This is a genomic window from Devosia sp. XGJD_8 (assembly GCF_046614475.1).
Classification (GTDB): domain Bacteria; phylum Pseudomonadota; class Alphaproteobacteria; order Rhizobiales; family Devosiaceae; genus Devosia.
Window position 1 is genome coordinate 250,763 of the sequence record NZ_JBKJHF010000002.1, and the last position, 13,478, is coordinate 264,240.

At 64.9% G+C, this 13,478-nt stretch carries 15 protein-coding genes; 10 read left to right on the forward strand and 5 right to left on the reverse strand.

Features of this window, described 5'->3' with window-relative positions; translation table 11 throughout:
* Window positions 1-68 precede the first annotated feature (68 nt).
* The 9 genes from ACLI1C_RS16740 to ACLI1C_RS16780 all read left to right on the forward strand — a co-directional run bounded on the left by ACLI1C_RS16740 (window position 69) and on the right by ACLI1C_RS16780 (window position 8,460).
* Window positions 69-848 (forward strand): 3-hydroxybutyrate dehydrogenase, encoded by a 780-nt coding sequence (locus ACLI1C_RS16740; RefSeq protein WP_411398692.1) that lies wholly within the window; start codon window positions 69-71, stop codon window positions 846-848.
* 8 nt (window positions 849-856) lie between these two features.
* Complete coding sequence (locus ACLI1C_RS16745; protein ID WP_411398693.1) at window positions 857-1,630, forward strand: ABC transporter ATP-binding protein; 774 nt, start codon at window positions 857-859, stop codon at window positions 1,628-1,630.
* Window positions 1,623-2,357 carry an ABC transporter ATP-binding protein gene (locus ACLI1C_RS16750; RefSeq protein ID WP_411398694.1) on the forward strand — a complete coding sequence of 245 codons (735 nt, stop codon included), beginning with the start codon at window positions 1,623-1,625 and terminating at the stop codon, window positions 2,355-2,357. Before ACLI1C_RS16745 ends, ACLI1C_RS16750 begins: the two co-directional genes overlap by 8 nt.
* Before the next feature lie 41 nt (window positions 2,358-2,398).
* Entirely contained in the window at window positions 2,399-3,601 is a 1,203-nt protein-coding gene (locus tag ACLI1C_RS16755; RefSeq protein WP_411398695.1) for an ABC transporter substrate-binding protein, read from the forward strand.
* A 63-nt stretch (window positions 3,602-3,664) separates the two neighbouring features.
* Complete coding sequence (locus ACLI1C_RS16760; RefSeq protein WP_411398696.1) at window positions 3,665-4,552, forward strand: branched-chain amino acid ABC transporter permease; 888 nt, start codon at window positions 3,665-3,667, stop codon at window positions 4,550-4,552.
* The gene (locus ACLI1C_RS16765; protein WP_411398697.1) at window positions 4,552-5,532 is read left to right on the forward strand and encodes a branched-chain amino acid ABC transporter permease; all 981 of its coding nucleotides are present in this window, start codon (window positions 4,552-4,554) and stop codon (window positions 5,530-5,532) included. Before ACLI1C_RS16760 ends, ACLI1C_RS16765 begins: the two co-directional genes overlap by 1 nt.
* 156 nt (window positions 5,533-5,688) lie before the next feature.
* Window positions 5,689-6,735: a Rieske 2Fe-2S domain-containing protein gene (locus ACLI1C_RS16770; RefSeq protein WP_411398698.1), complete on the forward strand. Its 1,047-nt coding sequence runs from the start codon at window positions 5,689-5,691 to the stop codon at window positions 6,733-6,735.
* A 3-nt stretch (window positions 6,736-6,738) separates the two neighbouring features.
* Complete coding sequence (locus ACLI1C_RS16775) at window positions 6,739-7,482, forward strand: GntR family transcriptional regulator (RefSeq protein WP_411398699.1); 744 nt, start codon at window positions 6,739-6,741, stop codon at window positions 7,480-7,482.
* Between the two features lie 9 nt (window positions 7,483-7,491).
* The gene (locus ACLI1C_RS16780; RefSeq protein ID WP_411398700.1) at window positions 7,492-8,460 is read left to right on the forward strand and encodes a PDR/VanB family oxidoreductase; all 969 of its coding nucleotides are present in this window, start codon (window positions 7,492-7,494) and stop codon (window positions 8,458-8,460) included.
* 58 nt (window positions 8,461-8,518) lie between these two features.
* Here ACLI1C_RS16780 and ACLI1C_RS16785 read toward each other — a convergent pair whose 3' ends face one another.
* The 4 genes from ACLI1C_RS16785 to ACLI1C_RS16800 form a co-directional block, all read right to left on the reverse strand.
* Complete coding sequence (locus ACLI1C_RS16785) at window positions 8,519-9,547, reverse strand: TRAP transporter substrate-binding protein (RefSeq protein WP_411398701.1); 1,029 nt, start codon at window positions 9,545-9,547, stop codon at window positions 8,519-8,521.
* Between the two features lie 84 nt (window positions 9,548-9,631).
* Complete coding sequence (locus tag ACLI1C_RS16790; RefSeq protein ID WP_411398702.1) at window positions 9,632-10,954, reverse strand: TRAP transporter large permease; 1,323 nt, start codon at window positions 10,952-10,954, stop codon at window positions 9,632-9,634.
* Complete coding sequence (locus tag ACLI1C_RS16795) at window positions 10,951-11,487, reverse strand: TRAP transporter small permease (RefSeq protein WP_411398703.1); 537 nt, start codon at window positions 11,485-11,487, stop codon at window positions 10,951-10,953. Before ACLI1C_RS16795 ends, ACLI1C_RS16790 begins: the two co-directional genes overlap by 4 nt.
* A gap of 115 nt (window positions 11,488-11,602) precedes the next feature.
* Entirely contained in the window at window positions 11,603-12,376 is a 774-nt protein-coding gene (locus ACLI1C_RS16800) for a crotonase/enoyl-CoA hydratase family protein (RefSeq protein ID WP_411398704.1), read from the reverse strand.
* 195 nt (window positions 12,377-12,571) lie between these two features.
* On the opposite strand from ACLI1C_RS16800, the gene ACLI1C_RS16805 reads away from it, so the two are divergent.
* A complete protein-coding gene (locus tag ACLI1C_RS16805) occupies window positions 12,572-13,048 on the forward strand; it encodes a MarR family transcriptional regulator (protein ID WP_411398705.1) in 477 nt (158 codons plus the stop codon).
* A 4-nt stretch (window positions 13,049-13,052) separates the two neighbouring features.
* Here ACLI1C_RS16805 and ACLI1C_RS16810 read toward each other — a convergent pair whose 3' ends face one another.
* Window positions 13,053-13,472 (reverse strand): acyl-CoA thioesterase, encoded by a 420-nt coding sequence (locus tag ACLI1C_RS16810; RefSeq protein WP_411398706.1) that lies wholly within the window; start codon window positions 13,470-13,472, stop codon window positions 13,053-13,055.
* Window positions 13,473-13,478 lie beyond the last annotated feature (6 nt).

Genomic DNA, 13,478 nt, shown 5'->3' on the forward strand with positions numbered 1-13,478 from the left:
TTGGCACGGAACTTGATAGGTAACTGGCAAAAGACCGGGCCCATTGAAGGCCCGCTGCAGGGTGGAGCATGACGACAAAGCGCGTGGCACTGGTCACAGGCTCGACGAGCGGCATTGGCCTCTCGATCGCCAGCAAGTTTGCGGCGATGGGTTATGACGTAGCGATCAACAGCTTCGAGGCGGAAGCCGAGGTCGTGGACGCATTGCGTTCGGTGGCCGGCAATGGCGCCAATGTGCGCTACTTCCAGTCCGACCTCGCCGCCAATGGCGGTGGTTATGACCTGGTCGGCGAGGTGGTCTCCGCCTTCGGGCAGCTCGATGTACTGGTCAACAATGCCGGCGTGCAGAAGGTGGCGCCGATCGAGGACCTGCCGCCCGCCGATTGGGACCGCATCGTCGCGGTGAGCCTCGATTCAGCGTTTCACACCATCCGCGCCGCGCTGCCGGGCATGACCGGCCGCGGCTGGGGCCGCATCATCAATATCGCCTCGGCGCATGGCCTGCGCGCCTCCCCGTTCAAGTCGGCCTATGTGGCAACCAAGCATGCCGTGGTCGGGTTGACCAAGGCGGTGGCGCTGGAAACGGCGGAGAAGGGCATTACCGTCAATGCCATCTGCCCGGGCTATGTCTGGACGCCGCTGGTCGCCGCCCAGGTGGCCGACCAGGCGCGGGTGCATGCCATGAGCGAGGAGCAGGTGATGCGCGAGGTGATCCTGGCGCCGCAGCCGACGCGGCAATTCGTGCAGCCCGAGGAAATCGCCGAACTGGCTGCCTATCTCTGCGGCGACCTGGCCCGCTCGATCACCGGCTCGGCCATTTCCATAGATGGCGGATGGACAGCCCGATGAGCGTAGCCATGACACAACAGAATGCACCGAAAGCCGACGTGATCCTTTCCGCGCGCGGCCTGACCAAACGCTTTGCCGGCTTCGTTGCAGTCAACGATGTCGATCTCGATGTGCAGCGTGGCTCGATCCATGCGCTGATCGGGCCCAATGGCGCGGGCAAGACCACGTGCTTCAATCTCCTGACCAAGTTCCTGCAGCCCAGCGCCGGCACCATCACACTGAATGGCCGGGACATTACCCGCATGCCCTCCGCCGATATTGCGCGGCTGGGCCTTGTGCGCTCGTTCCAGATTTCGGCAGTGTTTCCCAAGCTCAGCGTGCTGGAAAATGTGCGCATCGCGCTGCAGCGGCGGCGCGGCGACAGCTTCGACTTCTGGCGCTCCCAGAAGGTGCTGCATGAGCTCGATGCCGAGGCGATGGAGCGCGTCGACGAGGTGGGGCTGTCGAGCTTTACCCATGAGACGGCGGGCGAATTGAGCTATGGCCGCAAGCGGGCGCTGGAGATCGCGACCACGCTGGCGCTGGAGCCGGAAATGCTGCTTCTGGACGAGCCTATGGCCGGCATGGCGCAGGAAGACGTGGCGCGGATCTCGGCGCTGATCCGCAAGATCGCGGCCAATCGCACCATCCTGATGGTGGAGCACAATCTTTCGGTCGTGGCCGACCTCTCCGACCGCATCACCGTGCTGGCCCGGGGGCAGGTGCTGGCCGAGGGGCCCTATGAGGCGGTCTCGAAGGACCCGCGCGTCATCGACGCCTATATCGGAGCGGGCCATGAGTGAGGCACTGGCGATGACCGACGCGATCACCGACAGCCTGCTCGCCGTGCGCGACCTGAACGGCTGGTACGACGAGAGCCATGTGCTGCATGGCATCAATTTCGATGTGCGCCCCGGCGAAGTGGTGACCCTGCTCGGCCGCAATGGCGCGGGCAAGACCACGACGCTGCGCGCCATCATGGGCATACTCGGCAAGCGGCAGGGCTCGGTGCGCTTCGAGGGCCGCGAGCTGATCGGCCTTGATCCGCGCCATATCGCCAAGGCCGGCATCGCCTTCTGCCCGGAAGAACGCGGCATTTTCTCGAGCCTCTCGGTCGACGAGAACCTCATGCTGCCGCCGCAGGTCAAGCCGGGTGGGCTGACGCGCGAGGCGGTGCTCGAGATGTTCCCCAATCTGCGCGATCGGCTCGGCAGCCAGGGCACCAAGCTGTCGGGGGGCGAGCAGCAGATGCTGGCCATCGCCCGCATCCTGCGCACCGGCGCCAAATTCCTGCTGCTGGACGAACCCACCGAGGGCTTGGCCCCGGTGATCGTGCAGCAGATCGGCCGCACGCTGAGCCAGCTCAAGAGCCAGGGCTTCACCATCGTGCTGGTCGAACAGAACTTCCGCTTCGCGGCCTCGGTCGCGGACCGGCACTACGTGGTCGAACAGGGGCGGGTGATCGACACCATCCCCAATTCCGACCTCGCCGCCAACATGAACAAGCTGCACGCCTATCTGGGCGTCTAGCACCAAGCCGAAAATCGGCACCACTCGGAGGAGACGCAATAATGAACTTCAAGACCTTCATCCTGGCCACGGCCACCAGCCTGTTGCTGGCGGGCACGGCCATGGCCCAGACCGCCGTCAAGATCGGCGTGCTCAACGACCGCTCCGGCGTCTATGCCGACCTTTCGGGCGAAGGCTCGGTGATCGCGGCCCGCATGGCCGTCGAGGATTTCGACGCTGCCGGCAAGGGCATCACCGTCGAGATCGTTTCGGCCGACCACCAGAACAAGCCTGACGTCGCTTCCAACATTGCCCGCCAGTGGTATGACCAGGACGGCGTCGATCTGATCGTGGACGTGCCGACCTCGTCGGCGGCCTTTGCGGTCAACGAGATCACCCGCGAGAAGAACAAGATCTTCATGAATTCGGGTGCCGGCTCGGCCGACCTGACCGGCGCGCAGTGCTCGCCCAATACCGTCCACTGGACCTATGACACCTGGGCACTCGCCAAGGGCACCGGCACCGCCATGGTGGAGCAGGGCAATGACAAGTGGTTCTTCATCACCGCCGACTATGCCTTCGGCCATGCGCTTGAGCGTGACACCATGGCCATTGTCGAGGCCTCGGGCGGCGAAGTGGTGGGCACCGTCCGCCATCCGTTCCCCGGCACCGACTTCTCGTCCTACCTGCTGCAGGCCCAGGCTTCGGGCGCCCAGGTGATCGGCCTCGCCAATGCCGGTGGCGACACCGTCAACACCATCAAGCAGGCATCCGAGTTCGGCATCACCCAGGCCGGTCAGGCCCTGGCCGGGCTGCTGATCTTCATCACCGACATCCATGCGCTCGGCCTTGAAACCGCGCAGGGCCTGGTGCTGACCGAGAGCTTCTACTGGGATCTCAATGACGAGACCCGCGCCTGGTCCGAGCGCTTTGCTGCCGAGAATGACGGCAAGAAGCCGACCATGGTGCATGCCGGCGTCTATGCCAGCGTGCTGCATTACCTCAAGGCGGTGGAAGCCACCGGCGGCAAGGAAACCGAAGCCCTGATGGCCGAGATGAAGTCGACCCCGACCAGCGATCCGCTGTTTGGTGAAGGCATGGTGCGTGAAGACGGTCGCAAGATCCACGACATGTACCTGTTCAAGGTCAAGGCTCCGGCCGACTCGACCGGTGCCTGGGACTATTACGAACTGCTGGCCACCATTCCGGCCGACCAGGCCTTCCGTCCGATCGAAGACGGCGGCTGCGCCTTCCTCGCCGAGTAATTCGTCCAGGGCGCTCCGGCCCGGCCGGGGCGCCTCCCTTTCTTTCCACCAGGATTGCTTGTCATGTTCGAGCTTTTGGGCATTCCGCCACAGGCGCTTTTCGGCCAGTTGCTGCTGGGGCTGATCAACGGCTCGTTCTATGCGCTGCTGAGCCTGGGGCTGGCAGTCATCTTCGGCCTGCTCAACATCATCAATTTCAGCCATGGCGCGCAGTATATGATGGGCGCCTTCGTCGCCTGGATGCTGCTGACCTATACCGGCATCAACTATTGGTGGGCCCTGCTCATCGTGCCGCTGGTGGTGGGCGCCTCAGGCGTGGTCATCGAGCGGCTGATGATATCCCGGCTCTACCATCTCGACCACCTCTATGGCCTGCTGCTGACCTTCGGGCTGGCGCTGATCATCCAGGGCCTGTTCCGCAACCAGTATGGCGTGTCGGGACTGCCCTATTCCATTCCCGCCGAACTCTCGGGCGGCACCAATCTGGGCTTCATGTTCCTGCCCAATTATCGCGGCTGGGTGATCGTCGCCTCGGTTGTGGTGTGCTTTGCCACCTGGTTCGCCATCGAGAAGACCAGGCTGGGCGCCTATCTGCGCGCCGCCACGGAAAACCCCACGCTGGTGGGTGCCTTCGGCATCAATGTGCCGCGCATGATCACGCTGACCTATGGCTTTGGCGTGGCGCTGGCAGCGCTAGCCGGCGTGCTGGCCGCACCGATCTATTCGGTCAATCCCAATATGGGCGCCGACCTGATCATCGTGGTGTTTGCCGTCGTCGTCATCGGCGGCATGGGCTCGATCCTGGGCGCCATTCTCACCGGCTTCGGCCTCGGCATCGTCGAGGGGCTGACGCGGGTGTTCTATCCTGAAGGCTCGGCCGTGGTGATCTTCGTGATCATGGCCATCGTGCTGCTGGTCAAGCCTGCCGGGCTGTTTGGAAGGACGCAGTGATGACGACCCAATCGGAAACCGGCTATCGTTCCGAGGCCGCGGCCCTGCCGATCGGTACGCCGCGCCATCACATGGTGATCTTCGCCGTGCTGTTCGGCCTGCTGCTGGTGGCGCCCAGCGTGCTCTATCCCGTCTTCCTGATGAAGGTGCTGTGCTTTGCGCTGTTCGCCAGCGCGCTCAACCTGCTGCTCGGCTTTGGCGGGCTGCTGTCCTTCGGCCATGCCGCGTTCTTCGGCTCCTCGAGCTATGTCGCGGCCTATGCGGCCAAGGCCTGGGGTTTCAATCCCGAATTCGCCATCCTGCTCGGCGTGCTGGCCGCGGCGGTGCTGGGGCTGGGTATCGGGGCGCTGGCGATCCGCCGTCAGGGCATCTATTTCGCCATGGTCACGCTGGCCTTTGCGCAGATGGTGTTCTTCTTTGCCCTGCAGGCGCCGTTTACCGGCGGCGAGGACGGCATCCAGGCCGTGCCGCGCGGCAGGCTGTTCGGCCTGATCGATCTGAGCTCCGACCTCACGCTCTATTTCGTGGTGCTGGCCATCGTGTTCGGGGCGCTGCTGCTGATCTACCGCATCATCCACTCGCCCTTCGGCCAGGTGCTCAAGGCGATCCGCGACAACGAGCCCCGCTCGGTCTCGCTGGGCTACAAGGTCAACCGCTACAAGCTCGCCGTCTTCGTCATGTCGGCGGCGCTGGCGGGGCTTGCCGGTGCCACCAAGGCCATCGTGTTCCAGCTCGCCTCGCTCACCGACGTCTATTGGACCATGTCGGGCGAGGTGGTGCTGATGACGCTGCTGGGCGGCATGGGCACGGTGTTCGGCCCGCTGATCGGCGCGGCGGTGATCGTCACTATGCAGAACTACTTCGCCGGCTTCGGCGCCTGGGTGACGGTGCTGCAGGGCGCGATCTTCGTGGTCAGTGTGCTGCTGTTCCGCGAGGGCATTGTCGGCGTGCTGGCCAAGTGGTTGAAAAAGCCGCTGTAGCATCGGCGCCTGCACGAGATCCGCGAAACTCCAGGCCGGCAGCCAGTCTGCCGGCCTGACCTATTGAACCATGGTCGCAAGCCGGCTCGGCTTGAAAAATGTATACAACTAGTATTTCATAAGGGAGAGATTGATCGCAGGGAGAGGAGCCCGGTGATGAGCACCCAAACATTTCCGATGAATGCCTGGTACGCCGCCGCCTGGGATACCGAGGTCAAGCGCGCGCTGCTGCCGCGCAAGATCTGCGGAAAACCGGTGGTTATGTACCGAAAACAGGATGGAACGCCGGTGGCGCTGGCCGATGCCTGCTGGCACAGGCTGCTGCCGCTCTCGATGGGCGAGCTCTATGGCGACAATGTCATTTGCGGCTATCACGGGCTGGAATTCGACGATAGCGGCCGTTGTGTATACATGCCCTCGCAGGACACGATCAATCCGTCGGCCTGCGTCGTGTCCTATCCGCTAGTCGAGCGGCACCGCTTCATCTGGCTGTGGATGGGCGATCCGGCCCTGGCCGACCCCGCCAGGATCCCCGACCTGCACTGGAATGACGATCCCGCCTGGGCGGCGGATGGCAAGCTGATCCATGCCAAATGCGACTATCGCCTGGTGATCGACAACCTGATGGACCTGACGCACGAGACCTATGTGCATGGCTCGTCCATCGGCAATCGTGCCGTCGCCGAGGCGCCGTTCACCGCGACCCATTCGGACAAGACCGCCACCATCACGCGGTGGATGAAGGATATCGATGCGCCGCCCTTCTGGCGCGGCCAGCTGGGCAAGCCAGGCAATGTCGACCGCTGGCAGATCATCAATTTCGAGGCGCCGGCCACCATCGCCATCGATGTGGGCGTAGCCCCGGCCGGCACCGGCGCGCCCGAAGGCGACCGCAGCCAGGGCGTCAATGGCTTCGTGCTCAACACGATCACGCCCGAGACCGACAAGACCTGCCACTATTTCTGGGCCTTTGCCCGCAACTACAAGATTTCCGAGCAGCGCCGCACGCATGAATTGCGCGAAGGCGTGGCCGGGATTTTCCGCGAAGATGAGCGGATCCTCGAAGCCCAGCAGCAGGCGATCGACGCCAATCCCGACCATGTCATCTACAATCTCAATATCGATGCCGGCTCGATGTGGGCGCGCAAGCTGATCGACGCGATGATTGCCGAAGAGCAGCGACCCGCCATGGCGGCGGAATAGTCCATGGCCGTCGCTCCCCAGACGCGGCAGCAGCCGCAATCGCTCAAGGCGCTGATGGGCGTGCGCGACCTGATCCTGGGCGGCAGCGTCCGTCCGGGCGAGCGCCTCTCGGAAGTGGCCATTGCCGAACGGCTGGGCATTTCGCGCACGCCGATCCGCGCCGCTCTGGCGCGGCTGGAGCAGGAGGGCCTGCTCGAGCTCATTCCCTCGGGCGGCTATGCGGTGCGCAGCTTTGCCCGTGAGGAGGTGGTCGACGCCATCGAGTTGCGCGGGGTGCTCGAAGGCACCGCGGCGCGGCTGGCGGCGGAACGCGGCGTGCCGCCGGGTCGCCTGCGCGCCATCAAGGAGCTGTTGCGCGCGCTGGACGAGACGGTGCGCGACCGGCCCGAGGAGATGGCATTCGACCGCTATGTCGAGCTCAATGCCGCCTTCCACGAGGCGCTGGCCGGGCTCTCCGGCAGCGAGACGATCCGGCGCGAGATCGAGCGGGTGACGCGGCTGCCCTTTGCCTCGCCCAGCGCCTTTCTCGACCAGCAGGCCGATGTGCCCGCCTTCCGGCAGTCGCTGCTGGTGGGGCAGGCGCAGCACAGGGCCATCGTCAATGCGATCGAGATGCGCGAGGGCGGCCGGGCCGAGGCCCTGGCACGCGAACATGCGCGGCTGGCGCGGCAGAATCTCGAATATGTCATCGAGCAAGACCGCAGCCTGCTGCGTCGCGTGCCGGCGCTGGCCCTGGTCGGCGAATAGGAGGACGCCATGCGCAACAGACTGGAATGGCGCCGGGGCGTCGTTACCCGCGCCGAAACGATTGCCGCCGATGTCCGGCTGCTCGACTTCGCCGTCGATGGCGCGCTGCCGCGTTTCGATCCGGGCTCGCATAGCAATTTCAAGGTCAGCCTTGGCGATGGGCAGGCCATCCGCACCTATAGCTGCCTGCCGGCACCGGCGGGCCATATCCGCGTGGCGGTCAAGCAGCACGAGCACAGCCGGGGCGGCTCGCGCTTCATGTGGGGCCTCGAATCCGGCACGGCGATCGAGCTCAGCGTCCCGGAAAACCGCTTCGAGCTGGCCTGGCGTGCGCCCTATTACCTGCTGATGGCGGGGGGCATCGGCATCACGCCGATCTATGGCATGGCTCTGGCGCTGCAGCGGCGCGGCATCCCGTTCCGCCTCGTCTATGGCGGTCGCAGCCGTGCGGTGATGGCCTTTTCCGATACGCTGGAAGCCGAACTGGGCGACCGGGTTGCCGTTCACGCCGGCGATGCCGGTGGGCGCATCGATGTGGCAGGTGAGATTGCGGCGCTGCCCGACAATGGCGAGCTCTATGTCTGCGGCCCCATCGACATGCTCAATGCGGTCAAGGCGGCCTGGGCCGCCGCCGGACGCCCCATGGGACGGCTGCGTTACGAGGTGTTCGGCGATAGCGGGCTGTTTGCCGAGGGCCCGTTCAGCGTCGAGGTCAAGGGGCTGGGGCGTTCGGTCGCCGTGCGGCCCGACCAGACCCTGCTCGAAGCCTTGCTCGGGGCCGGTGTCGACATGATCTACGATTGCCAGCGCGGTGAATGCGGGCTGTGCGCCGTTGACATCATCGAGCATGATGGCCCGATCGATCATCGCGACGTGTTTTTCAGCGATGAGGAAAAGCATGAGGGGACGCGCATGTGTGCCTGCGTGTCGCGGCTGGCCAGCGGCCGGGCGGTGATCGACGTCGGCTATCGCGGCTGATTGAGCACAAAAAGAAGGGCGCCGCGGCGCCCTTCAAGTCTTCGGGAGATCGGTGCGGCTACTGGGCCGCCTCGGCGGCCACGAGCGCGGTGGCCTCTTCGTAGAGCGCCTTGCCGTCAACGCCGAGCGCTTCCATGTCGGTGAACCACTGGTCGATGGTGGGCTGGGCCGCGGCCTTCCAGCGCGCGGTTTCGGCCTCGTCGAGCGTGACGATATTGTTGCCCAGATCGGTCGCGATCTTGAGGCCGCCAACATCGCCGGCATCCATGGCCTGGCCGAAGGCGCGGGCCACCTCGACGCCGGAATTGGCATCGATCACCGCCTTGAGGTCGTCGGGCAGGGCGTCGTAGCTCGCCTGGTTCATCACGAAGGCGAAGGTCTGGGTATAGAGGCCGTTGGCGCCGGTGAAGCCGGTATGGTTCTTAACCAGCTCGGCCACCTTGAGCGAGGGCGTGACTTCCCATGGGATGGTGGTGCCGTTGATGACGCCCTTGGACAGGGCCTCGGTCACCTGCGGCACCGGCATGCCGATCGGTTCGGCGCCGAGGCGGCCGAGCATGTCCGAAATCACGCGCGAGCCGCCGCGGATCTTCATGCCGGCCAGGTCTTCCAGCTTGGTGACAGGGTTCTGGGTGTGGAACAGGCCCGGGCCGTGGGTGTGCACGGCGATCAGGTGCACGCCTTCGAACTCATCCATGGCATTGGCTTCGACATATTTCTGGAATGCCACCGAGGTTGCCTCGGCAGAGGTGACCAGAAAGGGCATTTCGAACACTTCCGACTTGGGGAAGCGGCCGGGCGTATAGCCGAGCACGGTCCAGATCACGTCGACCACGCCATCCTTGGCCTGGTCGAACAGGGCCGCCGGTGCGCCACCCAGCTGCATGGCGGGGTAGAGTTCGAACTTGATGCGCCCGCCCGATTGCTCCTCGACGGCCTTGGCCCAGGGCTCGATGGCCGAGGCCGGAATGGTGGCCTGGGCCGGCAGCATCTGGTGGATGCGCATGGTCACGTCCTGGGCCAGCGCGCTGCCACACATCAATGTCGCGGCGATAGCGCCGGTCACGACAGTCTTCAGCATGTTCATGATGTTCACTCCCTTGTTGCGCCTTGAGGCGCGTTTCAGTTTCACGATTGCCCACGCCCGCCTCCACGGGTGTGGGCGGCAGCTTCAGTAGAGCAATCGCACCAGCGACAGCGTGATGACCGGGAATGCGGCCAGGATGGCTGTTCGGACGAGATCGCTCGCGACGAAGGGCAGGACGCCCTTGTAGGTCTGGCCAAGCGAGGTGGTCTTGGCCATGGAATTGATGACGAAGAGGTTCATGCCCACCGGCGGCGTGATGAGGCCCACCTCCACCACGATCAGGATGAGAATGCCGAACCAGATGGCGAATTCTTCGGGCGACAGGCCGAAATCGAGCGCGCTCATCATGGGGAAGACGATCGGCACCGTGAGCAGGATCATGGACAGCGAATCCATAACGCAGCCCAGCACCAAATAGAGGACGAGCACGGCCACCAGCACGATCCAGGGGTTGAAGCCCTGGGCGGTGACCCATTCGGCCGAGACCTGGGGGAGCTGGGACATGGCCAGGAACCCGTTGAGCGCGGCGGCGCCCAGCACGATCAGGAAGATCATCGCGGTAGACGATGCTGTCGCCAGGATCGCCTCGATGAAGTTCTTGCCGTTGAGACTGCGGTTGAACAGCGAGATCAGCGCCGTGCCGGCGGCGCCGATCGCTGCCGCTTCGGTGGGGGTGAAGAGGCCGCTATAGATGCCGCCGATGACGACGATGAAGACGAGCAGTACCGGCCAGACCCCGGCCAGCGCCGCAAAGCGCTCGCGATAGGGCGCCCGTTCGGCCGAGCCGGCCGCTTCGGGATTGACGCGGACATAGATGGCGATGGTGATGATATAGCCGAGCGCGGCCAGGATGCCCGGCACGAAGGCGGCCATGAAGAGCTTGGAAATATTCTGCTCGGTCAGGATGGCATAGATGACCAGGATGACAGAGGGCGGAATGAGGATGCCCAGCGTGCCGCCAGCGGCCAGTGTGCCGGTCGCCAGCGCGCCGGAATAGCCGTATTTCTTGAGTTCGGGCAGGGCGACCTGGCCCATGGTGGCAGCGGTGGCCAGCGAGGAGCCGCAGATGGCGCCGAAGCCGGCACAGGCACCGATGGCGGCCATCGCGACGCCGCCCTTACGATGACCCAGCCAAGTCGCAGCGGCCTTGAACAGCGCAGCCGACATGCCCCCGAGCGTCGCGAACTGGCCCATCAACAGGAAAAGCGGCACGACCGACAGCGAATAGCTCGAAAAAGTGCTGTGGGTCAGGCTTTTGAACTGGGCCATGACCGGGTTGAAGGAGCCGGTGATGAGATAGGAGCCGCCCACGCCCACGGCCAGCATGGCCAGGCCGATCGGAATGCGCAGGAAGATGAGCAGCAGGATGACCGGAAAGGACCAGAGCCCGAGTTCGACATTGCTCAATGGGCCGCTCCCTGGCTGGCGGTTGGGGCCCTGCCGGTCGCGGCATCGGAAAGGCTGCGGATCAGGAGATAGGCTGCCACGACGATGAGCACGCAGGCGCCGAACAGGCCCGCGGCATAGGACCACCAGAGCGGCATGCGCAGCAGCAGGGTGGTTTCGCCATAGTTGAACTTGTCGATGGTGCCCAGGGCATGGCGCCAGGCGAGAAAGGCGGCCAGCACCAGCATCAGGGCGTCGCAGACGACCAGCAGCCAGGCGTTGAAACGCGGCCCGGCGAGATCGGTGAAGATCGCCACGACGGCGTGTCCGCGCGTCAGATGCGCCCAGGGCATGAAGGCAAAGATGGCAAAGCCGACCCCGGCCTCGACCAGCTCGTAATCGCCCAGGATGGGGCCGAGGCCAGCCCAGATCATGGCCCGGCCGATGACGCTGGCCACGATCAGCACGACGAGGGCGGTGAGCACCAGCCCGCCGGCAATCGCTGTCAGTCGGGCGAGCCCGGCCACACCGCGACCGATGAGTGTTTCATCCATTTCCAAAGGCTCCTCCCTTCGTCAATGATTGCCGCCATCCTGCGTGGGGCAAAGCGATTTTCTGCGTAGTTTGTATAACCCCGAAATTATATCCCCGTCGGCGCGCGGCCTCTGGTCAGGCGAAGTTTGGCTTCCGCTTCTCCAGGAAAGCGCGCAGCCCCTCATCCGCGTCGGCGCCGGTCTGGCTGAGCGCGGCGGCGAGGCTTTCTGCATAGAGCCCGTCCTCCGCCGACATCTTGGCGATGCGCGCGATGGACTGGATGATCAGATAATTGATGGTCGCCGAATTCTGGGCGATCTGTCCGGCCAGTTCCTGCGCCCTGGCGAGCCCGCCGCCGGCCGGCGCCAGGTAATGGGCCAGGCCGATGCGCTCACCCTCCTCGGCCGAATAGGTGCGGCCGGTGAGCATCATTTCGGTCAGCCGGTCGGCGCCGATAATGGCGGCCAGCCTTACCGTGGCGCCGCCGCCGACAAAGATGCCGCGCTGGCCCTCTGGCATGCGGAACAGCGTACCGGGTTCGGCGACGCGAACATGGCATGCGGCCGCGATCTCGAGACCGCCCCCCATCACCGCGCCCGACATGGCGGCAACCACCGGCACGCCGCTGAACTGCACCAGTCCCATCACCGCATGCCAGTTGCGGGAGTGGCGCATCACCTCCTGCGGATCGCGCCTGATCTGTTCGCTGAGGTCGAGTCCGGCGGAAAAATGCCCGCCCGCGCCCGACAGCACGACGGCGCGCACGCCCTTGGGGATGGCGCCAAAAAAGCCCTGCAGCTCGGAAATGGTCTGGTCGTTGACCGCATTGCGCTTGGCCGGCCGGTTGAACTGCACATGGGCTATGTTGCCCTCGATCCGCACGTCCACAACGGACTTTTCCTCGATCATGCTCGACCCCGACGTGATGCTGCAGGCGACCGGTTGGCCCGGTATGACTGCCTTGATAATTGTTCTACTATATAACAATTCGGAGTACCAGTAGGTGATGAGGCGGGCGGCAATTTTTGGTGGCGAGGTCTCTTGCCCGGCGCCGTCGCCTTGCCGATAAGGAACCAGCGGCCGAGCCGCCAATGGGGATAGTGGATGGACGAACAGCACCCAGCGCCGCGCACCAAGCCGGCCCGCCGCCGGTTCCACACCGATGTCGTGACCGACATTGTCGGCTATCGGCTGCGCCGGGCCCAGATCCAGGTGTTCCAGCAGTTCATCGCCCGCTTCGCCACGCATGACCTGCGGCCGGCCGACTATTCGACGCTGGCGCTGATCGAGGCCAATCCGGGCAGCAAGCAGATCGAGATCGCCAGGGCGCTGGGCATCAAGCGCGCCAATTTCGTGGCGCTGATCAATGGCCTCGAGGGCCGGGGCCTGGTCGAGCGGCGCCAGCCGGCCAATGACCGGCGCTCGCAGGCGCTCTATCTGACGCCGCATGGCATCGAGCAGATCGCGGTGTTCAACAAGGTGCAGGCCGATTTCGAGGCCCATTGCATCGAGCGGCTGGGCGGACCGGCGGCGCGTGACCAGCTGATGGAATTGCTGGGGCGGCTGCTCGACGAAGAGTAGGCGGCTAGCGCGACAGCGCCTCGACCACTTCGGGCGGCAGCGCCCGCGACTTGATGCGATCTGGATTGTCCGGGTCCTTGCCGGCCCAGACCCGGATTTCGTGGGCTTCCACGGCAAGCGCATCGCCATTGAAAAGCTGGTGGCCGACCACGAAGCTCGAGCGGCGCAATTCGGTGACCGTTGTTTGGATGCGGACCACGTCGCCAAAGGCCGAGGGCCGCAGGAACCTGGCGCCGGTATCGACCATGGGGATGCCGACAATGCCGAAATGGCGGATCCAGGCGATCTTCTTCATGCCCAAGGCTGCCTCGAAGAGGTGGGCGGTCGAGGCGTCGAACATGCGGAAATAGTTGGGGTAGTAGACGATGCCGGCCGGGTCGCAATCGCCGAATTCGATCTCGACGCTGCGGGTGTTCACAAGCATGGCTGG